Source organism: Streptomyces sp. NPDC059649, assembly GCF_042734445.1.
In the GTDB taxonomy this organism is placed as follows: domain Bacteria; phylum Actinomycetota; class Actinomycetes; order Streptomycetales; family Streptomycetaceae; genus Streptomyces.
On sequence record NZ_JBHWDV010000021.1, the window covers coordinates 56,380 to 76,094 of the forward strand.

The window sequence follows — 19,715 nt, forward strand, 5'->3', positions numbered from 1 at the left end:
CACACCGCCCTGCAGTTCCTCCTCGTGGGCGTCGTCGTCCTCCCCCTCCTCGGCTCGCTCGCCGCGCTGCTGCCCGCGCCGCCCGGCCTGAAGGGCAAGAACCCCGACCAGGCCGTACTGCGCCACGGCGTGACCGTCACCGGCGTCGTGCTCGCCGCCACCGTCGCCCTGGCCGCCGGCTTCGACCACGCTCAGCCGGCGCGTATGCAGGCCACCACCGACATCAGCTGGATCCCGGCGCTCGGCATCCGTATCCACCTCGGCGTCGACGGCATCTCGCTCCCCCTCGTCGTCATGACCGCGCTGCTGACCTTCCTCTGCGCGCTCTATTCCTACTTCCACATGCCAACGGGCCCGTCTCCCAAGGCATTTGTGGCCCTGCTGCTCGTCCTGGAGGCCGGCACCCTCGCCACGTTCGCCGTCCTGGACCTGATGCTCTTCTTCCTCGCCTTCGAGATGGTCCTCATCCCGATGTACTTCCTCATCGCCCGCTGGGGCGGTGCGGGGAAGCAGGCGGCGGCCTGGAAGTTCATCCTCTACACGTTGCTCGGCTCCGTCGTGATGCTGCTCGGCCTCCTCCTCATCGGCGTGAAATCCGGCACGTTCGACATGGTCGCACTCGCCACTGACAACGGCCCGAAAGCCCAGCTCAGCCACACCGTCCAGCTCCTCGCGGTACTCGCGATCGGCATCGGACTGGCCGTCAAGTCCCCGATGTGGCCGCTGCACAGCTGGCTGCCCGACGCGCACACCGCCGCCCCCACCGTCGGCTCGGTGCTGCTGGCCGGCGTCCTGCTGAAGATGGGCACCTACGGCTTCGTACGGATCGCGCTGCCCATCACCCCCGAGGGCATGCACACCTACGCGCCCTACCTCGCCGCGTTCGCCGCCGTCGGCATCATCTACGGCTCGCTCGCCTGCCTCGCCCTCGTCCGCAAGGGCGGCAAGGGCGACCTCAAGCGCCTGATCGCCTACAGCTCCGTCGGCCACATGGGCTTCGTCCTGCTCGGCATCGCCAGCATGACCCCCACCGGCGTCAACGGCGCCCTGTTCGCCAACATCGCGCACGGCCTGATCACCGGCCTGCTCTTCTTCCTCGTCGGCGCCCTCAAGGACCGCACCGGCACCAGCGACCTCGACGCCCTCTCCGGCACCACCGGCGCCGCCCTCTACGGCAAGGCCCCCCGCTTCGGCGGCCTGCTCGCCTTCGGCGCGGTCGCCTCGCTCGGCCTGCCCGGACTGGCCGGCTTCTGGGGCGAGATGCTCGCCATGTTCGGCGCCTTCCGGCCCGCCGCGGGCCTGAGCCGCCCGGCCTTCCTGACGTTCATGGTGCTGGCCGGCCTCGGCACCCTGCTGACCGCCGCCTACCTGCTCCTCGTCGTCCGCCGGGTCTGCATGGGCGGCACCCCGCACCTCGCCCACACCGCCCCGCTCGGCGGCGCCGACGGCGAGCCGGAGCAGCCCGCGGCCGGCGCCCCGGCCCCCGCCCCGGCCGTCCCCGACCTCGCGCGCTACGAGTACGCGGCCTGGTCCCCCCTGGCCGCCCTCACCGTCCTCGCCGGACTGTGGCCCGCGGCCCCCCTCGGCCTCACCGACCCGGCCGTCCAGCAGCTCCTCGGAGGCGGTAAGTGATGAGCTCGATCACCTCTCTGGTCCAGTCCGTCGACTGGGTCGCGATCGCCCCGCCCACCATCACCGCGGTCGTCGCCCTGGCCGTGCTGGTCGCCGACCTGTTCGTGCCGGCGGCCCGCAAGCAGCTGCTGGGCTGGGCCGCCACGGCAGGCCTCGTCCTCGCCGCGCTGTCCCTGCTGCCCCTCCTGGGCGGCGACCGCCGCACGTTCTGCCTCCCCGGGCACGCCGATGTGTGCAGCTACGTAGCCGACCCGTTCACCCTGGTCATCCAGTTCCTGGTGCTCGGCGGCGCGCTGCTGACCGCCCTGCTGTCCCTCGACACCATCAAGGACCACGACCTGCCCGCCGGCGAGTACTGGTTCCTGCTGCTGTCCTCGGCCGCCGGCGCCGCCCTGCTGCCCGCCTCCCGGGACCTGGCCACCCTCGTCATCGCCCTGGAGGTCGCCTCACTGCCGGCCTTCGCCCTCGTGGGCCTGCGCCGCGGCGACCGGCTCTCCTCCGAGGCGGCGCTGAAGTTCTTCCTCTCCTCGGTGGCCGCCACCGCCGTGATGCTGCTCGGCGTCAGCTTCGTGTACGCGGCCACCCGCAGCCTCTACCTCTCCCGGGTGGCGCACGCCCTCACCGACCTCCCCGACGCCCGCCTCGCCACCCTGGCGAGCGCCGGCGTCGCGCTCACCCTGGTCGGCTTCGCCTTCAAGACGGCGGCCGCCCCGTTCCACTTCTGGGTGCCCGACACCTACGTCGGCGCGCCGCTGCCGATCGCCGGCTACCTCTCCGTGGTCGGCAAGGCCGTCGGCTTCTCCGGCCTGATCCTCGTCACCGTCCAGGGCTTCCCCGCGTACGCCGACGTCTGGGGCCCCGCGCTGGCCGTCCTCGCCGCGCTCACCATGACCGTCGGCAACGTCGCCGCGCTCCGCCAGGACCCCCGCCGGGAGCACAGCGCGGTCCGCCTGCTCGCCTGGTCGTCGGTCGGCCAGGCCGGCTACCTCCTGGTGCCGCTGGCCGCCGCGGGCTACACCCATCGACCGGCGCACGCCATCGGCGCCACCGTCGCCTACGCGTTGATGTACGCGGCCGTGAACCTCGGCGCGTTCGCCGTCGCCGCCCTGGTGGCCCGTACGCGCCCCGCCAACCGCGTCACCGACTACCGCGGCCTGTACGCCCGCCGGCCCCTCGTGGCGCTCGCCATGGGCTTCTTCCTGCTCTGCCTGGCCGGTCTGCCCCCGGGCATCATCGGCCTGTTCGCCAAGGTCACGGTCTTCTCCGCGGCCGTCGACGCCGGGCTGGCCTGGCTCGCCGTGATCATGGCCGTCAACGTCGTGATCGCGCTCTACTACTACCTGCAGTGGACCGCGGTGCTCTTCCGGGGCGCCGAGGAGCCCGTGGCCGCACCCGCCGGGCCGCGGCCGCCCGCCCCCCGGATCCCGGTCCCGTTGGCCACCGCCATCGCCCTCGCCACCGTCCTGGGCCTCGCCCTCTCCGGCGCGCCCCAGCTCGTCCTCCGGTTCGCCTCCGGCGCACTGCTCTGACCGGACGCGCCTGGATCCACCCGTACGGGGGCACGGCCCACGGACGGGTACCCGGCGCCCGCCCCCGGGCAGGTGGCCGGGGCAGCGGGAACCCGGCCCGTTCATCTCGCGTTGACCAGTGAGTAAGGGTCCACTGGAGAGTGGAGCAACGCAGCACAGGGTTCCCCTGCCGCACCGCTTGGAGGGCGTACCGTGCACCGCCGGCACAACGGGCTCAGAACCGCCGTACTCCTCGGGGGACTGTCCGCACTCATCATCGTCATCGGCAGTCTCTTCGGGCGCACCGGCCTGATCGTCGCCGTTCTCGTCGCCGTGGCGACCAACGCCTACGCGTACTGGAACAGCGACAAGCTCGCCCTGCGCGCCATGCGGGCCCGCCCGGTGAGCGAGTTCGAGGCGCCGCAGCTCTACCGCATGGTCCGCGAGCTGTCGACGGCCGCCCGCCAGCCCATGCCGCGGCTCTACATCTCCCCGACCCAGGCGCCCAACGCCTTCGCCACCGGCCGCAACCCGCGCAACGCCGCGGTCTGCTGCACGGACGGCATCCTGCGGCTCCTCGACGAGCGCGAGCTGCGCGGCGTCATCGGGCACGAGCTCAGCCACGTCTACAACCGCGACATCCTCATCTCGTCCGTCGCGGGCGCCCTGGCCTCGGTCGTGCTGTTCCTGGTCAACTTCGCCTGGCTGATCCCCATAGGCAGGTCCGAGGACGACGAGGGCCCCGGCCTGGTGGGCATGCTGCTGATCGTGCTCCTCGGCCCGATCGCGGCCTCCCTCATCCAACTGGCCGTCAGCCGCTCCCGCGAATACGAGGCCGACTCCTCGGGCGCCCAGCTCACCGGCGATCCGCTCGCCCTGGCCTCCGCCCTGCGCAAGCTGGAGATCGGTACCCAGCAGCTTCCGCTGCCGCCCGAGCCGCGGCTGGAGACCGCCGGCCACATGATGATCGCCAACCCGTTCCGGGCCGGCGAGGGCATGTCCAAGCTGTTCTCCACCCACCCCCCGATGCGCGAACGCATCGCCCGCCTGGAGCAGATGGCCGGCCACCACCGCCCCTGAGGCCCGCGGCCGCCGGTGGCCGTCCCCCGGCCACCGTCGCATCATGAACGCAACGCTCCACCGGCTTCGGTGCGTCTAGCACGGCAGTTACCCCGTTCGCCGTGCCCGTGGAAGGCTGCCGATCATGAAGCTCATCCTCAACGTCCTCTGGCTGATCCTCAGCGGGTTCTGGCTGGCCCTCGGTTACCTCCTCGCGGGCATCATCTGCTGCATCCTGATCATCACGATCCCGTTCGGCATCGCGTCCTTCCGCATCGCCGGCTACGCCCTGTGGCCCTTCGGCCGGACGACCGTCGTCCGACGCGACGCCGGCGCCGGCTCCGCCATCGGCAATGTCATCTGGATCATCTTCGCGGGCTGGTGGCTGGCCCTGGGCCACATCGTCACCGGCCTCGCGCTGTGCGTGACGATCATCGGCATCCCGTTCGGCATCGCCAACTTCAAGATGATCCCGATCTCCCTGCTGCCGCTCGGCCGCGAGATCGTGCCGACGGACCAGCCCTTCGCGACCCGCTGACGTACGGGCGTACGGGCCCGCCCCACGGGCCGGCGGTCACTCGCGCACCAGCCCCCGCGGCCCCACGTACCGCCGGAAGCCGAGCGGTTCCACGCCGGCCAGGCCCTCGATGAAGGCCATCACCGGCCCACCGCGCCGGAGGCTCCCGGCGATCTCCCGCTCGTGGGCCTCGGCGGTCGTCCACTCGCTGTAGTTGACGACCCGGGTGCCGTCCTCGCTGATGTGGAAGTGCGAGGCGATCCCGCCCTCGCCCGGCTGGATGCCGCCGATCAGATCCAGCAGCCCGTCGACGAGCTCCCGGGCCGCGTCGTGCCCCGCCGTACGGAAGGCGACCCGCACGAGGCAGCCCGGGGCCTGCGGCCCGCCCTGGGGCAGCAGGCTGCGGTAGAGCCGGTAACGGGTGGGGCCGGTGTCGCCGACGTCACCCACGGCGGCCGGCCCGCCCGCGATCCGCTCCCGCGACCCGGTGTCCTGGCCGCGCACGAACTCCTCGTAGGCCGCATCGCTCGTCCACTGCCCGTAGTTGAGCACGCTGCGCCCGTCCGTCCCGGCGAACAGCACCCGCGACAGGAAGCCCGCCGGCAGCGGCGCCTCCTCCCACGCCCGGGCCATCCCGTCCAGGGCGGCCCGCTGCCCCTCAGGGCTCCCGGCATCCCACTCACTGATCAGTACGAGCCCCGCACCCGCCCGCCTGACCTGGGGAAATACATCGGTACTGAAGCCCGCGCGGGGACCGGTGGCCAGGCTTTCGCCGCTCTGCACGTTCTCCTGAGAAGTCATGCCAGGAGCCTGCAATCTCAACCGGACTTGACGTCAAGCGAGGTCCACGAGGGGGGCGGGAAGCCGGAAGTCGTCCGGCGAGAGTCCGGAACGCCGGTGGGGCGGCACACCCGTGGCGTGCCGCCCCATCCCGAAGGCCGAAGCCGGGTCCTACCGGCTCACCGGTAGTTCACGAACTGGATGGCGAAGTCCAGGTCCTTGCCCTTCAGCAGCTGCTGCACCGCCTGCAGGTCGTCCCGGCTCTTGGAGCTGACCCGCAGCTCGTCGCCCTGCACCTGCGCCTTGACGCCCTTCGGGCCCTCATCGCGGATGATCTTGGCGACCTTCTTCGCGTTCTCCTGCGAGATCCCCTCCTCGATGGAGGCGAAGATCTTGTACTCCTTGCCCGAGGCCTGCGGCTCGCCGGCGTCCAGCGCCTTCAGCGAGATCCCGCGCTTGACCAGCTTGGACTGGAAGATGTCGAGCACGGCCTTGACCCGCTCCTCGGCGTTGGCCCGCATCTCGATCTTCTCGCCCGACCATGCGATCGAGGCGTCGACGCCCTTGAAGTCATAGCGCGTCGAGATCTCCTTGGCGGCCTGGTTGAGGGCGTTGTCGACCTCCTGCCGCTCTACCTTCGAGACGATGTCGAAACTGGAGTCGGCCATGTTGAGTTGGCTCCTCGTGCGTAGATCCGTCAGGGCTGCGGACCGTCCCCGGACCGCTTGCCAAGCCTAGCCACCCCACCAAGATCCAGCGCTCGCGAATCGAGTGGCGAACCACCCCCAGCCATCGGGTATGGTTTACGTCGTTGCCACGGAGCACCGCCGAAAAGCGGCTCTCCCGGCAGCAAACCCCGGCGGTGTGCCCGAGCGGCCAAAGGGAGCAGACTGTAAATCTGCCGGCTCAGCCTTCCCAGGTTCGAATCCTGGCGCCGCCACAGTGAGGAACCCCCTCCCCTGCGAATCAGCAGTGGAGGGGGTTTCTCGTGTTTGGGGGCCTTGTGGGGCCTTACGGGGCCTTTGCGGGGGCGCGCCCCCGCCGCCCGCCCGTCAGTGCGCCGCCACCGTCCCCACCGCCTCCTTCACCGGCACATCGCCGCCGATCAGCTCCAGGGTGCGGCCGATGGTGCGGGGCTCGTCGAGGAGTTCCACCAGGGTGGCCGCCACGTCGTCGCGGGTGATCTCGCCGCGCCCGGTGGCGTCGGCCAGGGTGACCAGGCCGGTGCCGGGGTCGTCCGTCAGGCGGCCCGGGCGCAGGATCGTCCAGTCCAGGCCGGCCCGGGAGCGTACGTCGGCGTCCGCGGCGCCCTTGGCCCGCAGGTACGCGGCGAAGACCGGGTCGGTGCCCTCCGGGGGCTCACGGTCGGCGCCCATCGACGAGATGACCAGGAAGCGGCGCACACCGGCCGCCTCGGCCGCGTCCGCGAAGAGCGAGGCCGCGCCGCGGTCCACCGTGTCCTTGCGTTCGGCGCCGCTGCCCGGGCCCGCACCGGCCGCGAAGACGGCCGCGTCGGCGCCTTCCAGGTGCCGGGCGACATCCTCGACCGACGCCGACTCCAGGTCGCAGACCACCGGTTCGGCGCCCGCGGCCAGCAGGGCGCCGGCCTGCTCCGGCCGGCGGATGATGCCCGCGACCTCGTCCCCGCGCTTGGCGAGCAGCCGCTCCAGCCGCAGCGCGATCTGACCATGTCCACCTGCGATGACAATGCGCATGGTGCCGACCGTACGCCGAAGGTCCACCGCGGCACGGGGGACCGGCCGGGGGAACGGGCGCTTCTCACCGCCTTCTCACCGGGCCGACCGGCCCCCCGGCGTCAGCGCTGCGACTGCCGGGGAAGTTCCAGCGCCACCTCGGCCGCCGAGTCGCAGTACTCGCGCACCGCGCTGGTACGGGCCACCACCCGCCCCCGGTGGATCACGATCCGGCTGTACGCCAGCGAGAGCACCCCCGCGATCCGCTCGCCGCGCACCGCCAGCAGCTCCGCCGGAAAGCCCGCCTCGACCCGTACCTCGGGCATCCCGAGGGTCGTCCGCGCCGCCGAACTCACCGTCTCGTACGCCGCCTCCGGCGTGGCCTCCCCGAGGGACGCCAGGAGGTACGCGGCCTCCAACGGGTCGCCGCGTCCCACCGGGTTCGCCACGTCCCGCAGCGCCCCGCTGCCGGCCGCCACCCGCACCCCGGCCGCCCGCAGCAGCCGCACCGGCGCCGGCCGCGACACCCGCGAGCCGTACCGCTCCAGGCCGGTGCAGTCGCCCTGCGGCAGACAGACCACGGCGACGTCGGCGGCGGCCAGTTGCTCGGCGACCCGCGAGGCCACGCTGCGCGGCATCCGGGCCATCCCGGCGCACGGGCCCAGCGCCACACCGGACCGCAGCCCGCCGGACATCGCCGCGAACCGGGCCAGCCGGGCCGGGTCGTCACCGTCCGTGTGCAGGTCCACCGGGCAGCCGTGCTCCCCGGCGAGTTCCAGCACCGTCTCGACGTACCCGGCCGGATCGGGGTCCAGATCCGGGCAGCCGCCGATGACCGACGCGCCCATCTTGACGGCGTCCCGGAGCATCGCCAGCCCGTCGGCCCCGGCGAGCCCGGTCAGCACCCGCGGCACCGCCACCGCCGCCAGGTCCGCCAGCCCGCGCAGCGACCGGCGGGCCTGCAGCACCGCCTCCAGCGAGCGCAGGCCCTGCACGTCGCCGATCCGGACGTGGCTCCGGGAGGCGGTGGCCCCGTGACCCAGCTGGAGCAGCGCGGCCTCCGTGGTGCGCCGCTGGACGTCCTCGGGGGAGTCGGAGGCCGGGCCGTCGGAGTCCGCCGTCAGGGCGGTGTCGCAGTGTGCGTGCGGCTCGGCGGGGGCGGGCAGCAGCAGATAGCCGGCCAGATCGACGCGGGCTCCCTGGGGGGCGAGGCTGCCGGCCGTGCCCACGGCCTCGATGCGTCCGCCGCCGAGCCGTACGTCCACGGTGCGGCCGTCGGCGAGCCGGGCGCCGCACAGGACCAGCGCGGCGCCGTCCGACCTGGTGTGCCGGCCGGGTCCGCCGGGCTGTCCCGGCCGGGGGTGCGGCTGCGGCGAACTGCTGTCGGACATCGCGCTCCTCGAAGCCACGGGCGTGCAAGATCACGCAGCGTTGCCCCGAGCGTAGGGCGCCGTCGGGGGAGCTTCGAGCAGGCGCGAAATAGTCGTACCGGTGTGGTGCGCGGGGCCGTTGGGGCGCGGAGCGGATACGGATTTCACGTTTGGCGGCGGGCCGTGTAATGTCTTCATCGCTCGCCCCAATAGCTCAGTCGGCAGAGCGTCTCCATGGTAAGGAGAAGGTCTACGGTTCGATTCCGTATTGGGGCTCTGATGTGTGAGGTACCCGCCTTCGGGCGGGAACCGATCGCATCGCAGCGGTGTAGCTCAGTCGGTAGAGCAAGCGGCTCATAATCGCTGTGTCACCGGTTCAAGTCCGGTCACCGCTACTGACAGTAGCCGATTGTGGGGTCGGTCCTTCGATCGGCTACTCTTTTCTGCGTTCATCCGTCCACCGTCCGTCAAGGAGCACTCACGTGGCTGCCACCGACGTCCGCCCGAAGATCACGCTGGCCTGCGTGGAGTGCAAGGAGCGGAACTACATCACCAAGAAGAACCGGCGCAACGACCCGGACCGTCTTGAGATGAAGAAGCACTGCCCGCGCTGCAACTCGCACACCGCGCACCGCGAGACGCGATAACACAGGCTCGTTCGTGAGGCCGTCCCCATTCCTGGGGGCGGCCTCACGGCGTTAGCACCATCAGTACACGGAGGTTGCGAGCCCATGGCGCTCGACCAGTCTTTTGTCGGACGCACGTACCCGCCCACCGACCCGTACGAGGTCGGCCGGGAAAAGATCCGCGAATTCGCCGAGGCGATCGGGGATCCCAACCCCGCCTACACCGACGCGGATGCCGCCAAGGCGCTCGGGTATCCCGATGTGATCGCACCGCCGACTTTTGTGTTCGCGATCACTTTCAAGGCCGCGGGGCTGGTTATCGAGGACCCGCAACTCGGTCTGGATTACAGCCGGGTGGTGCACGGCGACCAGAAGTTCGCCTACACCCGGCCGGTGCGCAGCGGTGACCGGCTGGCCGTCACCTCCACCATCGAGGCGATCAAGACCATGGCGGGCAACGACATCATCGACATCCGCGGCGAGGTGCACGACGAGGCGGGCGAACACGTCGTGACCGCCTTCACCAAGCTGGTGGCCCGTCGCGCCGAGGAGGCCTGAGATGACCGCGAAGATCTCTTACGACGACGTCGAGGTCGGCACCGAACTCCCGGCGCAGACCTTCCCCGTGGACCGCGCCACCCTCGTCCGCTACGCGGGCGCCTCCGGCGACTTCAACCCCATCCACTGGAACGAGAAGTTCGCCAAGGAGGTCGGCCTGCCCGACGTCATCGCCCACGGCATGTTCACCATGGCCGAGGCGATCCGGGTGGTCACCGACTGGGCCGGCGACCCCGGCGCGGTCGCCGAATACGGCGTGCGCTTCACCAAGCCCGTCATCGTCCCCAACGACGACCAGGGCGCGCAGATCGAGGTCAGCGCCAAGGTCGCGGCCAAGCTCGACGACGACGCCCGCACGGTCCGCGTCGACCTCACCGCGATGAGCGCGGGCCAGAAGGTGCTGGGCATGTCCCGCGCGGTCGTCCGCCTGGCCTGAGCCCGCCCGACGACGGAGCCGGGGGCGGCCGGACGGGAATGTCCGACCGCCCCCGTACCCTTGTGCCCGTGCAGGAACGCCACGGAGAAGCAAACGCCCCGCTCGCCCCGCTGACCACCTTCCGGCTCGGCGGACCGGCGAACCGCCTCATCACGGCCACCACCGACGACGAGGTGGTCGCCGCCGTCCGCGCGGCCGACGACGCCGGCACGCCACTGCTGATCATCGGCGGCGGCAGCAACCTCGTCATCAGCGACAAGGGCTTCGACGGCACGGCCCTGCGCATCGCCACCACCGGCTTCGAGCTGGACGGCACCGCCCTCACCCTGGCCGCGGGCGAGAACTGGTCCGACGCGGTCGCCCGCACCGTCGAGGCCGGACTGGCCGGCATCGAGTGCCTGGCCGGCATCCCCGGCTCGGCCGGCGCCACCCCGGTCCAGAACGTCGGCGCGTACGGCCAGGAGGTCGCCACCACGATCACCGAGGTCACCGCCTACGACCGCCGGGCCGGCGAGACCGTCACCCTCACCAACGAGCAGTGCGGCTTCGCCTACCGCGACAGCCGCTTCAAGCAGCACCCCGACCGCTTCGTGGTCCTGCGGGTCCGCCTCGCCCTGGAGGACGCCGGCGGGCTCTCCGCGCCCCTGAAGTACGCCGAGACCGCCCGCGCCCTCGGCGTCGAGGTCGGCGACCGGGTCCCGCTGGACATCGCCCGCAAGACCGTCCTGGCGCTGCGCGCCGGCAAGGGCATGGTGCTGGACCCGGAGGACCACGACACCTGGTCGGCCGGCTCGTTCTTCACCAACCCGATCCTCACCGAGGCCGAGCACGCCGCCTTCCTGGAGCGCGTCCGGGACCGCCTCGGCCCCGACACCGCCCCGCCCGCCTTCCCGGCCGGCGACGGCCTGGTGAAGACCTCCGCGGCCTGGCTCATCGACCGCGCCGGCTTCACCAAGGGCTACGGCACCGGCCCGGCCCGCATCTCGACCAAGCACACCCTCGCGCTCACCAACCGCGGCGAGGCCACCACCGAGGACCTGCTCGCCCTGGCCCGCGAGGTCCGGGACGGCGTCCACGCGGCCTTCGGCATCACCCTCGTCAACGAACCCGTCACGGTCGGCGTCAGCCTCTAGCCGGGCCTCCAGGGCGCCACGACGGGCCACCCGGGCCTACGAGGGCCACCCGGGCCTACGACGGCAGCCCGGGGCCCCCGCGCCGGCCGCTGGGCGCCTACGCGGCCAGCCAGGCGTCGATCTCCGCCAGCAGCCGCCGCTGCTCGTCCTCGGGGGCGCGCGAGCCGCGGACGGACTGCCGGGCCAGCTCGGCCAGCTCCGCGTCGCTGAAGCCGTGCACGGTGCGGGCGAGCTCGTACTGCGCGGCCAGCCGCGAGCCGAACAGCAGCGGGTCGTCCGCACCCAGCGCCATCGGCACCCCGGCGTCGAAGAGCGTCCGCAGCGGTACGTCCTCGGGCTTCTCGTAGACCCCCAGCGCCACGTTCGAGGCCGGGCAGACCTCACAGGTCACCTGGCGCTCGGCCAGCCTGCGCAGCAGCACGGGATCCTCCGCGGCCCGTACGCCGTGCCCCACCCGGCCGGCGTGCAGATCGTCCAGGCAGTCCCGGACGCTGGCCGGCCCGGACAGCTCACCGCCGTGCGGCGCCGCCAGCAGACCGGCCTCCCGGGCGATCGCGAAGGCCCGGTCGAAGTCCCGCGCGAAACCCCGGCGTTCGTCGTTGGAGAGCCCGAAACCGATCACGCCCCGGTCCGCGTAGCGCACCGCGAGCCGTGCCAGCGTCCGGGCGTCCAGCGGATGCCTCGTACGGTTCGCGGCGATCACCACGCGGATCCCCAGACCGGTGTCCCGGGAGGCGGTGTGCACCGCGTCCAGGATGATCTCCAGGGCCGGGATCAGCCCGCCCAGCCGGGGCGCGTACGAGGTCGGGTCGACCTGGATCTCCAGCCAGCGCGAGCCGTCCCGGACGTCCTCCTCGGCGGCCTCGTGGACCAGCCGCTGGATGTCCTCGGGCGCGCGCAGGCACGAACGCGCGATGTCGTACAGCCGCTGGAAGCGGAACCAGCCCCGCTCGTCCGTGGCACGCAGCTGGGGCGGCTCACCGCCCCGCAGGGCCTCGGGCAGATGGACGCCGTACTTGTCGGCGAGGTCCAGCAGGGTCGCGGACCGCATCGAACCGGTGAAGTGCAGGTGCAGATGGGCCTTCGGCAGCCGGCGCAGGTCTCGGAGGGCGGCTCCGTCACGGGCACGGGTGCACGGGGGGTTCGGGGGAAGTCCCGCTGAAGAGTGCTCCATCTGAGGATCTTGCCGTATCCGGGCGGCGCGCCGGTAGGCCCTTTCCCGAAGGGGTGTCCGGGAGAACGCAGGAACGGGCGGCCGGAACGCGTCCGGCCGCCCGCTCACCCACCAAGAACGGGAGGTCGTTCCTACTTGGCCTCCGCCAGCAGCTTCTGGATCCGGGAGACGCCCTCGACCAGGTCCTCGTCCCCGAGCGCGTAGGAAAGCCGCAGGTAGCCGGGGGTGCCGAAGGCCTCACCCGGGACGACGGCGACCTCCGCCTCCTCCAGGATCAGCTCGGCCAGCTCCACACTGCTCTGCGGCCGCTTGCCACGGATCTCCTTGCCGAGCAGCTCCTTCACCGACGGGTACGCGTAGAACGCGCCCTCGGGCTCCGGGCAGAGCACCCCGTCGATCTCGTTGAGCATCCGCACGATCGTCTTGCGGCGCCGGTCGAAGGCGACCTTCATCTCCTCGACGGCCGTCAGATCGCCCGAGACGGCCGCGATGGCCGCCACCTGCGCGACGTTGGAGACGTTGGACGTGGCGTGCGACTGGAGGTTCGTCGCGGCCTTGATGACGTCCTTGGGGCCGATCGCCCAGCCCACCCGCCAGCCGGTCATCGCGTACGTCTTGGCCACGCCGTTGACGATGATGCACTTGTCGCGCAGCTCGGGCACGACCACCGGCAGCGACGCGAACTGCGCGTCGCCGTAGACCAGGTGCTCGTAGATCTCGTCGGTGAGCACCCACAGGCCGTGCTCCGCGGCCCAGCGGCCGACCGCCTCGACCTGCTCGCGGGTGTAGACCGCGCCGGTCGGGTTCGACGGCGAGACGAACAGCAGCACCTTCGTGCGCTCCGTGCGCGCCGCCTCCAGCTGCTCCACGGTCACGCGGTAGCCGGTGGTCTCGTCCGCGACCACGTCTACCGGCACACCGCCGGCCAGCCGGATCGACTCCGGGTAGGTGGTCCAGTACGGAGCGGGCACGATGACCTCGTCACCCGGGTCGAGGATCGCCGCGAACGCCTCGTAGATCGCCTGCTTGCCGCCGTTCGTCACCAGGACGTTCGCCGCCTCGACCTCGTAGCCCGAGTCGCGCAGCGTCTTCGCGGCGATCGCGGCCTTCAGCTCGGGGAGGCCGCCGGCCGGGGTGTAGCGGTGGAACTTCGGGTTGCGGCAGGCCTCCGCGGCCGCCTCGACGATGTAGTCGGGCGTGGGGAAGTCCGGCTCACCGGCGCCGAAGCCGATCACCGGGCGTCCGGCGGCCTTGAGGGCCTTCGCCTTGGCGTCGACGGCGAGGGTCGCCGACTCGGAGATCGAACCGACGCGGGCCGAGACCCGGCGGTCGGTGGGGGACGAAACGGAAGGGTTTGCAGCGCTCATACATGCATCGTTGCAGACCTCCGCCGGGCCCGATACGCGGGTTTGCGACCACCACCCGGGAGGATCGTGTTCGACGCCCGGCCCGGAAGCACGTACACTCGCTGACCGTTGGCCCTCAACAGGCAGCCGCGGAGAACGCACTTAGTGCAGTCGCCCGCATGCGGTAGGTTGGGGAACCACAAAGGGTCGTAGCTCAATTGGTAGAGCACTGGTCTCCAAAACCAGCGGTTGGGGGTTCAAGTCCCTCCGGCCCTGCTACACGCACTCTCACCGCAGTGCGTGCACGTGTACGTATGTAATGCACCGCCGTGCGGCAGGGCAGGGCGCGGCACGGCCACGACCGGATTCAGGTGAGGACGAGTGACGGACGCCCTGGGCTCCATCGACATGCCTGAGCGCGGTCGCTCCGAGGACGAGGCCGCTGACTCCCAGAAGAAGCCCCGGCGCGGCGGCAAGCGCGGCAAGAAGGGCCCCTTCGCACGTCTCGCGCTTTTCTACCGCCAGGTCATCGCGGAACTCCGCAAGGTCGTCTGGCCCACGCGCCACCAGCTGTCGACGTACACCAGTGTGGTGATCGTCTTCGTTGTCATCATCATCGGTCTCGTAACCGTGATTGACTTGGGAATCAACCGAGTCGTCGGGTACGTCTTCGGCTGATCCCGCGGAGGGCGCCTGCGCGGGCGCCATTTCGCATGTTCAACCCCTTGAAGCCAGGAAGAAGCAGCCACCGTGTCTGACCCGAACCTGAACGACGCCGCCGAATCCGCCGAGACGGCAGCGGCCGACGTTGACGCGGCTGCCTCGGCCGAGGTCGTGGGCGAAGACACCGCGCAGGAGATCGTCGAGGGCGCCGACACCGTCGACGAGTTCGACGCCGAGGAAGCCGCCGCCGGCGAGCCCGCCGAAGAGGACGCGGTGCACGTCGAGGAGGACTCCGAGGCCACCGTCGAGGTCGCCGAGGACGAGTCCGCCGAGGAGCCGGAGCCGGTCGACCCGGTGGACGCCCTCCGCGACGAACTGCGCGGTCTGCCCGGTGAGTGGTACGTCATCCACACCTACGCGGGCTACGAGAACCGCGTGAAGACCAACCTCGAACAGCGCGCCGTCTCGCTGAACGTCGAGGACTACATCTTCCAGGCCGAGGTGCCCCAGGAAGAGGTCGTCCAGATCAAGAACGGCGACCGCCGTACCGTCCGCCAGAACAAGCTCCCGGGCTACGTGCTCGTGCGCATGGACCTGACGAACGAGTCCTGGGGCGTCGTCCGCAACACCCCGGGCGTCACCGGCTTCGTCGGCAACGCCTACGACCCCTACCCGCTGACGCTGGACGAGATCGTCAAGATGCTCGCCCCGGAGGCCGAGGAGAAGGCCGCCAAGGAGGCCGCCGCGGCCGAGGGCAAGCCGGCGCCGTCCCGCAAGGTCGAGGTCCAGGTCCTGGACTTCGAGGTGGGCGACTCCGTCACGGTCACCGACGGTCCGTTCGCGACGCTCCAGGCGACGATCAACGAGATCAACGCCGACTCGAAGAAGGTCAAGGGCCTGGTCGAGATCTTCGGCCGGGAGACCCCGGTCGAGCTGTCCTTCGACCAGATCCAGAAGAACTGATCGAGTACCCCTGATCCGGGAGGGCCGCACGGCCTCCCCGGACCACCAGCCACCGGCCAGGTCAGACGGGCGCCAGCCTGTCTGACCTGTCGGTTTTTGGCCGCGCGACCATACCCGTTATCGTTGTGCGGTATGCCTCCATCCGGATGACCGGATGGATCGGCGAAACACTCTCACAACCGAGCGAGCCGAAGGGCGCGCCGGTGTCGAAAGGGAGAGCGCGCAGGGTCCGAGGAACGAGGGCCCGAGCACGGTCGACCGTCGACACCGGGTCCAAGCGCCCGGCGGTGAGCGAGGGAAACCAGGACCCGGAGAGAGCATGCCTCCCAAGAAGAAGAAGGTCACGGGGCTCATCAAGCTCCAGATCCAGGCCGGTGCCGCGAACCCGGCTCCGCCGGTCGGCCCCGCGCTGGGTCAGCACGGCGTCAACATCATGGAGTTCTGCAAGGCCTACAACGCCGCGACCGAGTCGCAGCGTGGCATGGTCGTGCCGGTGGAGATCACGGTCTACGAGGACCGCTCCTTCACCTTCGTCACCAAGACCCCCCCGGCCGCCAAGCTCATCCTGAAGGCCGCGGGCGTGGAGAAGGGCTCCGGCGAGCCGCACAAGACCAAGGTCGCCAAGATCACCCGCGACCAGGTCCGTGACATCGCCACCACCAAGATGCCCGACCTGAACGCCAACGACCTGGACGCCGCCGAGAAGATCATCGCCGGCACCGCCCGTTCCATGGGCATCACGGTCGAGGGCTGATCCCAGCCCCTTTGGCACCCCGTGGCAGGACCAGGCGCTGGTCCGGACCACGACTCCATCCCACTGCATCAGGAGCAGAAGTGAAGCGCAGCAAGACTCTTCGCAACGCGGACGCGAAGATCGACCGGGAGCGTCTGTACGCCCCGCTCGAGGCCGTCCGTCTCGCCAAGGACACCTCGTCCACCAAGTTCGACGCGACCGTCGAGGTCGCCATGCGTCTGGGCGTCGACCCGCGCAAGGCCGACCAGATGGTCCGTGGCACCGTGAACCTCCCGCACGGCACCGGTAAGACCGCCCGGGTCCTGGTCTTCGCGACCGGTGACCGTGCTGCGGCCGCGGAAGCCGCCGGCGCCGACATCGTCGGCTCGGACGAACTGATCGACGAGGTCTCCAAGGGCCGTCTGGACTTCGACGCCGTCGTCGCCACCCCGGACCTGATGGGCAAGGTCGGCCGCCTCGGCCGCGTGCTCGGTCCCCGTGGTCTGATGCCGAACCCGAAGACCGGCACGGTCACCCCGGATGTCGCCAAGGCTGTCACCGACATCAAGGGCGGCAAGATCGAGTTCCGCGTGGACAAGCACGCGAACCTCCACTTCATCATCGGCAAGGTCTCCTTCGACGAGACCAAGCTGGTGGAGAACTACGCCGCGGCGCTTGAGGAGATCACCCGTCTCAAGCCGTCCGCCGCCAAGGGCCGCTACATCAAGAAGGCCACCATCACCACCACGATGGGCCCTGGCATCCCCGTGGACGCCAACCGCACCCGCAACCTCCTCGTCGAGGACGAGGCCGTCTGATCTCCCTGATCGACGCCTCATAGCGCGCGTAACGCCTTCAGGCCCCGCTCTCCCGTGCTGGGAGAGCGGGGCCTGACGCATGCACTGTCACCCGTCTGGTCTAAAGTCCTCCCGACGCCCAGCAAGGGAAAGCTAAAGGGGGAGCTCAGTGCGCAGCACGCGTATGGCCGCCGTGGTGGCGGGAGTTGTCATGATGGCCGGTCTGACGGCCTGTAACGGCGGCAAGAGCGACAACGCCGGCGGCAGCGGCGGTAGTGACGGTGGAGCGGGCTCCGGTCAGTCCCCGCTCCAGGTGGCGTTGGCGTCGCTGAAGACGGCCGCGCAGCAGACCGGCGGCAAGAAGTCCGCCGAGGTCGACGGCACGCTCAAGAACGCCACCTCCACCCAGTCGATGAAGGGTGCGATGGACTGGTCCCAGGGCATGCGGATGAACCTCGACATCACGCAGTCCGCGGGGATGATGGCCGGCAAGCCCATGAAGGCCGTGTACACGTCGGACGCGATGTACATGAACCTGGGTACGCCGATGGGCGGCAAGTCCTGGGTCAAGTACGACTACGACGCCCTGGCCAAGAAGATGGGCCCGGCCGGTGCCCTGATCAAGGACCAGATGAACAACAACAACCCGACCCGGGCGATGGAGCTGCTGATCGCCTCCGGCAAGGTCAAGGAGGCCGGCAAGGAGGACGTCCGCGGCGTCCAGGCCACCCACTACACCGGCACCCTCTCGATCTCCGAGCTGACCCGCATGCAGTCGAAGAACATCAGCGAGTCGGACATGAAGGCGCTGGAGCAGCAGCTCAAGCAGTCCGGTGCGGGCCAGGAGGCCATCGACCTGTGGATCGGCTCGGACAACCTGCTGGTCAAGAAGCGCGAGCAGCTGGTCGGCGGCAAGGTCCCGTACGACTCGACGGTCTTCTACTCGCACTACGGCACCAAGGTCCCCGACCAGGTGCCGGCAGCCGGTGACACGGTGGACTTCGACAAGGTCGGCAAGCCGTAAGTGAGCCGCTGAACGGCGGGCAGGGGGCGCGGCCGGCGCCCCCTGTCGGCCGATTTGCCTGACGCAGGCCGCTCCCGTACCGTATGCGGGAAGCCAAAGACCGCTGGTTGTCGCTGCGCGTCCGAACCCCGGGCGTGTGGAGGCCGAAGGATCCGCTAGCTGCGGACGACCTGCGCAGGTGACTGTGGAAGAAAGCTCCCGGGCGTCAGCCTGGTCGAGTTCTCGCCCCGTGCGCCTGCGCCGGGGCGTTTGTTTTGCCCAGCCCCTTCTGCGCGGTCCTCATCACCCGGAAGGAGGCCGAGGCTCATGGCGACGTCTGACAAGATCGCAGCCGTTGAGGAGATCACGCAGAAGCTGCGTGACTCCAACGCAGCTGTTGTTACCTCTTACACCGGACTGACTGTGGCGCAGCTCAAGGAGCTGCGTCGTTCTCTCGGCGAGAACGCTCAGTACCGTGTGGTGAAGAACACGCTGACCAAGATCGCGGCCAATGAGGCCGGGATTCAGCTGGACGAGCACCTCAGTGGCTCGACGGCTGTCGCCTTTGTGACCGGTGACCCGGTCGAGGCGGCGAAGGGTCTTCGTGACTTCGCCAAGGACAACCCCGCTCTCGTCATCAAGGGCGGTGTCCTTGAAGGCAAGGCGCTGTCCGCCGACGAGATCAAGAAGCTTGCGGACCTCGAGTCCCGCGAGGTTCTGCTCAGCAAGCTGGCCGGTGCCATGAAGGGCAAGCAGTCGCAGGCTGCCGCGCTCTTCCAGGCGCTGCCGTCGAAGTTCGTCCGCACCGCGGAAGCGCTTCGCGCCAAGCAGGCCGAGCAGGGCGGTGCCGAGTAATTCGGCTCGCACATTGGCACCCCGCGCCCAGGTACGCCTAGGCCGGGAGGCCACAGCGGGCCCGAACGTACGCCCGCCTCACATGTACATCCGGCACCTGCCGAATTAGTGGAAGGATCGCCCATCATGGCGAAGCTCAGCCAGGAAGACCTGCTCGCGCAGTTCGAGGAGATGACCCTCATCGAGCTCTCCGAGTTCGTGAAGGCGTTCGAGGACAAGTTCGACGTCACCGCTGCCGCCCCGGCCGCCGTCGTCGCCGCCGGCGTCCCGGGTGCCCCGGCCGCCGCCGCCGAGGAGGAGAAGGACGAGTTCGACGTCATCCTCACCGGTGCGGGCGACAAGAAGATCCAGGTCATCAAGGTCGTGCGTGAGCTGACCTCCCTGGGCCTGAAGGAGGCCAAGGACCTCGTCGACGGCACCCCGAAGCCGGTCCTCGAGAAGGTCGCCAAGGACGCCGCCGAGAAGGCCGCCGAGGCCCTCAAGGGCGCCGGTGCCTCCGTCGAGGTCAAGTGACCCCACTGAGTCTCCGACTCACGTCCGTGCCACCTGAGGTGTAACGGACACCCAGCCAAGGGCGATCACCCATACGGGTGGTCGCCCTTCGGCGTGCTCGCCCGGGCTGCGTTGCCTCCGGCCGGAGTGCGAGTATGGTGATCTTCGTTGCCCGGACGTGCTCCCATGTGACGATCTCGCAGAGGTGGGGGGCCTTGACGAACCGGACGCGGCGCGCAATTCTCGGGACGCGACGCTGAAGCGATCCAGGGTTCGAGGCATGGATCGCCGACGAAGAGGGAAGCATCGGTGTGCGCCACTGGCGCAGGGCTTTCGGCAGGCGCAGGGCATTGAGAAGAACAAACGAGGGGATCCT

Annotated in this window: 21 protein-coding genes and 4 tRNA genes; 19 read left to right on the top strand and 6 right to left on the bottom strand. The window is 70.4% G+C overall.

What is annotated here, in order from left to right; genetic code table 11:
• Positions 1 to 9 precede the first annotated feature (9 nt).
• The 4 genes from ACFV1J_RS21790 to ACFV1J_RS21805 all read left to right on the top strand — a co-directional run bounded on the left by ACFV1J_RS21790 (position 10) and on the right by ACFV1J_RS21805 (position 4,737).
• Positions 10 to 1,632, top strand: a complete 1,623-nt coding sequence (locus ACFV1J_RS21790; RefSeq protein WP_385860608.1) for a NuoM family protein — start codon at positions 10 to 12, stop codon at positions 1,630 to 1,632.
• Positions 1,632 to 3,161, top strand: coding sequence for an NADH-quinone oxidoreductase subunit N (locus tag ACFV1J_RS21795; protein ID WP_385860560.1), 1,530 nt, complete (start codon positions 1,632 to 1,634; stop codon positions 3,159 to 3,161). The genes ACFV1J_RS21790 and ACFV1J_RS21795 overlap by 1 nt, the downstream gene beginning before the upstream one ends.
• Before the next feature lie 192 nt (positions 3,162 to 3,353).
• Positions 3,354 to 4,220, top strand: coding sequence for a zinc metalloprotease HtpX (htpX, locus tag ACFV1J_RS21800; RefSeq protein ID WP_385860561.1), 867 nt, complete (start codon positions 3,354 to 3,356; stop codon positions 4,218 to 4,220).
• Positions 4,221 to 4,344: 124 nt separating this feature from the next.
• Positions 4,345 to 4,737, top strand: a complete 393-nt coding sequence (locus ACFV1J_RS21805; RefSeq protein WP_030803071.1) for a YccF domain-containing protein — start codon at positions 4,345 to 4,347, stop codon at positions 4,735 to 4,737.
• Between the two features lie 36 nt (positions 4,738 to 4,773).
• On the opposite strand, the gene ACFV1J_RS21810 is transcribed toward ACFV1J_RS21805, so the two are convergent.
• The gene (locus ACFV1J_RS21810; protein WP_385860562.1) at positions 4,774 to 5,517 is read right to left on the bottom strand and encodes an antibiotic biosynthesis monooxygenase; all 744 of its coding nucleotides are present in this window, start codon (positions 5,515 to 5,517) and stop codon (positions 4,774 to 4,776) included.
• Positions 5,518 to 5,675: 158 nt separating this feature from the next.
• A complete protein-coding gene (locus tag ACFV1J_RS21815) occupies positions 5,676 to 6,164 on the bottom strand; it encodes a YajQ family cyclic di-GMP-binding protein (protein ID WP_385860563.1) in 489 nt (162 codons plus the stop codon).
• A 190-nt stretch (positions 6,165 to 6,354) separates the two neighbouring features.
• Here ACFV1J_RS21815 and ACFV1J_RS21820 point away from each other — a divergent pair.
• Positions 6,355 to 6,436: transfer RNA gene (locus tag ACFV1J_RS21820), tRNA-Tyr, on the top strand.
• 112 nt (positions 6,437 to 6,548) lie between these two features.
• On the opposite strand, the gene ACFV1J_RS21825 is transcribed toward ACFV1J_RS21820, so the two are convergent.
• The gene (locus ACFV1J_RS21825) at positions 6,549 to 7,211 is read right to left on the bottom strand and encodes an SDR family oxidoreductase (RefSeq protein ID WP_385860564.1); all 663 of its coding nucleotides are present in this window, start codon (positions 7,209 to 7,211) and stop codon (positions 6,549 to 6,551) included.
• A gap of 101 nt (positions 7,212 to 7,312) precedes the next feature.
• Positions 7,313 to 8,581, bottom strand: a complete 1,269-nt coding sequence (locus tag ACFV1J_RS21830; RefSeq protein WP_385860565.1) for an amidohydrolase family protein — start codon at positions 8,579 to 8,581, stop codon at positions 7,313 to 7,315.
• Positions 8,582 to 8,763: 182 nt separating this feature from the next.
• On the opposite strand from ACFV1J_RS21830, the gene ACFV1J_RS21835 reads away from it, so the two are divergent.
• From ACFV1J_RS21835 to ACFV1J_RS21860, 6 genes are all read left to right on the top strand, one after another.
• Positions 8,764 to 8,836: transfer RNA gene (locus ACFV1J_RS21835), tRNA-Thr, on the top strand.
• A 46-nt stretch (positions 8,837 to 8,882) separates the two neighbouring features.
• Positions 8,883 to 8,955, top strand: a tRNA-Met gene (locus ACFV1J_RS21840).
• An 87-nt stretch (positions 8,956 to 9,042) separates the two neighbouring features.
• A complete protein-coding gene (rpmG, locus tag ACFV1J_RS21845; RefSeq protein ID WP_006604855.1) occupies positions 9,043 to 9,207 on the top strand; it encodes a 50S ribosomal protein L33 in 165 nt (54 codons plus the stop codon).
• Between the two features lie 84 nt (positions 9,208 to 9,291).
• Positions 9,292 to 9,744: a MaoC family dehydratase N-terminal domain-containing protein gene (locus tag ACFV1J_RS21850; protein WP_385860566.1), complete on the top strand. Its 453-nt coding sequence runs from the start codon at positions 9,292 to 9,294 to the stop codon at positions 9,742 to 9,744.
• Between the two features lies 1 nt (position 9,745).
• On the top strand, positions 9,746 to 10,180 hold the full coding sequence (locus ACFV1J_RS21855) for a MaoC family dehydratase (RefSeq protein ID WP_385860567.1): 435 nt from the start codon (positions 9,746 to 9,748) through the stop codon (positions 10,178 to 10,180).
• 38 nt (positions 10,181 to 10,218) lie between these two features.
• Positions 10,219 to 11,313 carry a UDP-N-acetylmuramate dehydrogenase gene (locus ACFV1J_RS21860; protein ID WP_385860568.1) on the top strand — a complete coding sequence of 365 codons (1,095 nt, stop codon included), beginning with the start codon at positions 10,219 to 10,221 and terminating at the stop codon, positions 11,311 to 11,313.
• 97 nt (positions 11,314 to 11,410) lie between these two features.
• On the opposite strand, the gene ACFV1J_RS21865 is transcribed toward ACFV1J_RS21860, so the two are convergent.
• Both ACFV1J_RS21865 and ACFV1J_RS21870 read right to left on the bottom strand, forming a co-directional pair.
• Entirely contained in the window at positions 11,411 to 12,487 is a 1,077-nt protein-coding gene (locus ACFV1J_RS21865; protein ID WP_385860569.1) for an adenosine deaminase, read from the bottom strand.
• Positions 12,488 to 12,618: 131 nt separating this feature from the next.
• Positions 12,619 to 13,854, bottom strand: a complete 1,236-nt coding sequence (locus ACFV1J_RS21870) for a pyridoxal phosphate-dependent aminotransferase (protein WP_385860570.1) — start codon at positions 13,852 to 13,854, stop codon at positions 12,619 to 12,621.
• A gap of 182 nt (positions 13,855 to 14,036) precedes the next feature.
• On the opposite strand from ACFV1J_RS21870, the gene ACFV1J_RS21875 reads away from it, so the two are divergent.
• The 8 genes from ACFV1J_RS21875 to rplL all read left to right on the top strand — a co-directional run bounded on the left by ACFV1J_RS21875 (position 14,037) and on the right by rplL (position 19,360).
• Positions 14,037 to 14,109, top strand: a tRNA-Trp gene (locus tag ACFV1J_RS21875).
• 105 nt (positions 14,110 to 14,214) lie between these two features.
• Positions 14,215 to 14,511: a preprotein translocase subunit SecE gene (gene secE / locus ACFV1J_RS21880; protein WP_385860571.1), complete on the top strand. Its 297-nt coding sequence runs from the start codon at positions 14,215 to 14,217 to the stop codon at positions 14,509 to 14,511.
• A gap of 72 nt (positions 14,512 to 14,583) precedes the next feature.
• Entirely contained in the window at positions 14,584 to 15,459 is an 876-nt protein-coding gene (gene nusG / locus ACFV1J_RS21885) for a transcription termination/antitermination protein NusG (RefSeq protein ID WP_385860572.1), read from the top strand.
• Between the two features lie 319 nt (positions 15,460 to 15,778).
• Positions 15,779 to 16,213 (top strand): 50S ribosomal protein L11, encoded by a 435-nt coding sequence (gene rplK / locus ACFV1J_RS21890; protein ID WP_030412999.1) that lies wholly within the window; start codon positions 15,779 to 15,781, stop codon positions 16,211 to 16,213.
• Positions 16,214 to 16,293: 80 nt separating this feature from the next.
• On the top strand, positions 16,294 to 17,010 hold the full coding sequence (gene rplA / locus ACFV1J_RS21895) for a 50S ribosomal protein L1 (protein WP_385860573.1): 717 nt from the start codon (positions 16,294 to 16,296) through the stop codon (positions 17,008 to 17,010).
• A gap of 148 nt (positions 17,011 to 17,158) precedes the next feature.
• The gene (locus ACFV1J_RS21900; protein ID WP_385860574.1) at positions 17,159 to 18,013 is read left to right on the top strand and encodes a hypothetical protein; all 855 of its coding nucleotides are present in this window, start codon (positions 17,159 to 17,161) and stop codon (positions 18,011 to 18,013) included.
• 306 nt (positions 18,014 to 18,319) lie between these two features.
• Complete coding sequence (gene rplJ, locus ACFV1J_RS21905; protein ID WP_261957041.1) at positions 18,320 to 18,847, top strand: 50S ribosomal protein L10; 528 nt, start codon at positions 18,320 to 18,322, stop codon at positions 18,845 to 18,847.
• Positions 18,848 to 18,973: 126 nt separating this feature from the next.
• Positions 18,974 to 19,360, top strand: a complete 387-nt coding sequence (gene rplL, locus ACFV1J_RS21910) for a 50S ribosomal protein L7/L12 (protein WP_385860575.1) — start codon at positions 18,974 to 18,976, stop codon at positions 19,358 to 19,360.
• Positions 19,361 to 19,715 lie beyond the last annotated feature (355 nt).

Excerpts from the sequence above, each read along its gene's own strand:
- ACFV1J_RS21795 (WP_385860560.1), top strand. The coding sequence starts at position 1,632 with ATGAGCTCGATCACCTCTCTGGTCCAGTCCGTCGACTGGGTCGCGATC.
- ACFV1J_RS21805 (WP_030803071.1), top strand. The coding sequence starts at position 4,345 with ATGAAGCTCATCCTCAACGTCCTCTGGCTGATCCTCAGCGGGTTCTGG.
- ACFV1J_RS21810 (WP_385860562.1), bottom strand. The coding sequence starts at position 5,517 with ATGACTTCTCAGGAGAACGTGCAGAGCGGCGAAAGCCTGGCCACCGGT.
- ACFV1J_RS21815 (WP_385860563.1), bottom strand. The coding sequence starts at position 6,164 with ATGGCCGACTCCAGTTTCGACATCGTCTCGAAGGTAGAGCGGCAGGAG.
- ACFV1J_RS21825 (WP_385860564.1), bottom strand. The coding sequence starts at position 7,211 with ATGCGCATTGTCATCGCAGGTGGACATGGTCAGATCGCGCTGCGGCTG.
- ACFV1J_RS21830 (WP_385860565.1), bottom strand. The coding sequence starts at position 8,581 with ATGTCCGACAGCAGTTCGCCGCAGCCGCACCCCCGGCCGGGACAGCCC.
- ACFV1J_RS21850 (WP_385860566.1), top strand. The coding sequence starts at position 9,292 with ATGGCGCTCGACCAGTCTTTTGTCGGACGCACGTACCCGCCCACCGAC.
- ACFV1J_RS21855 (WP_385860567.1), top strand. The coding sequence starts at position 9,746 with ATGACCGCGAAGATCTCTTACGACGACGTCGAGGTCGGCACCGAACTC.
- ACFV1J_RS21860 (WP_385860568.1), top strand. The coding sequence starts at position 10,219 with ATGTCCGACCGCCCCCGTACCCTTGTGCCCGTGCAGGAACGCCACGGA.
- ACFV1J_RS21865 (WP_385860569.1), bottom strand. The coding sequence starts at position 12,487 with ATGGAGCACTCTTCAGCGGGACTTCCCCCGAACCCCCCGTGCACCCGT.
- ACFV1J_RS21870 (WP_385860570.1), bottom strand. The coding sequence starts at position 13,854 with ATGAGCGCTGCAAACCCTTCCGTTTCGTCCCCCACCGACCGCCGGGTC.
- rplK (WP_030412999.1), top strand. The coding sequence starts at position 15,779 with ATGCCTCCCAAGAAGAAGAAGGTCACGGGGCTCATCAAGCTCCAGATC.
- rplJ (WP_261957041.1), top strand. The coding sequence starts at position 18,320 with ATGGCGACGTCTGACAAGATCGCAGCCGTTGAGGAGATCACGCAGAAG.
- rplL (WP_385860575.1), top strand. The coding sequence starts at position 18,974 with ATGGCGAAGCTCAGCCAGGAAGACCTGCTCGCGCAGTTCGAGGAGATG.